General features: G+C 45.2%; 1 pseudogene. It reads right to left on the bottom strand.

The features are described from left to right. A pseudogene (locus KTR06_RS24405) lies at positions 1 to 332 on the bottom strand (capsule biosynthesis protein); the annotation flags it as partial.

The raw sequence follows: 332 nt of genomic DNA, 5'->3' as shown, positions 1-332 counted from the left end.
AGACGGTAATTTAAAGGGGTGGCGATGTTGACACTGGGTTCAAAAGTCAGGTTACGGGTATTAAAAATGTTACGTCCGAAAACCTGATTACTACGTTCAAGGTCTTGAGTACTCGGATGGTCCTCCAGCATATCGGAGGTGTTCTCCTTCATTTCTTCACGAAGACGGGATTCATTGACATCCGTACCAGTAGCGTTGGAAGCATTGACATTGTTCTGCTGCTCATAAAGCTGCTTCACACGCATAGCTTGTTCTTTGGTCACGCCCTTACGGGCAAGTTCGGAGGCTAATTGTTTTTGTTCTTTCCCTTGTCTAATCCCCTCTTTGACATA

The organism is Bacteroides sp. MSK.20.12 (assembly GCF_019052435.1).
GTDB lineage: Bacteria > Bacteroidota > Bacteroidia > Bacteroidales > Bacteroidaceae > Bacteroides > Bacteroides xylanisolvens.
The sequence above is the reverse complement of the archived record's forward strand: the minus strand, read 5'-3'. Positions and strand labels throughout refer to the sequence as shown.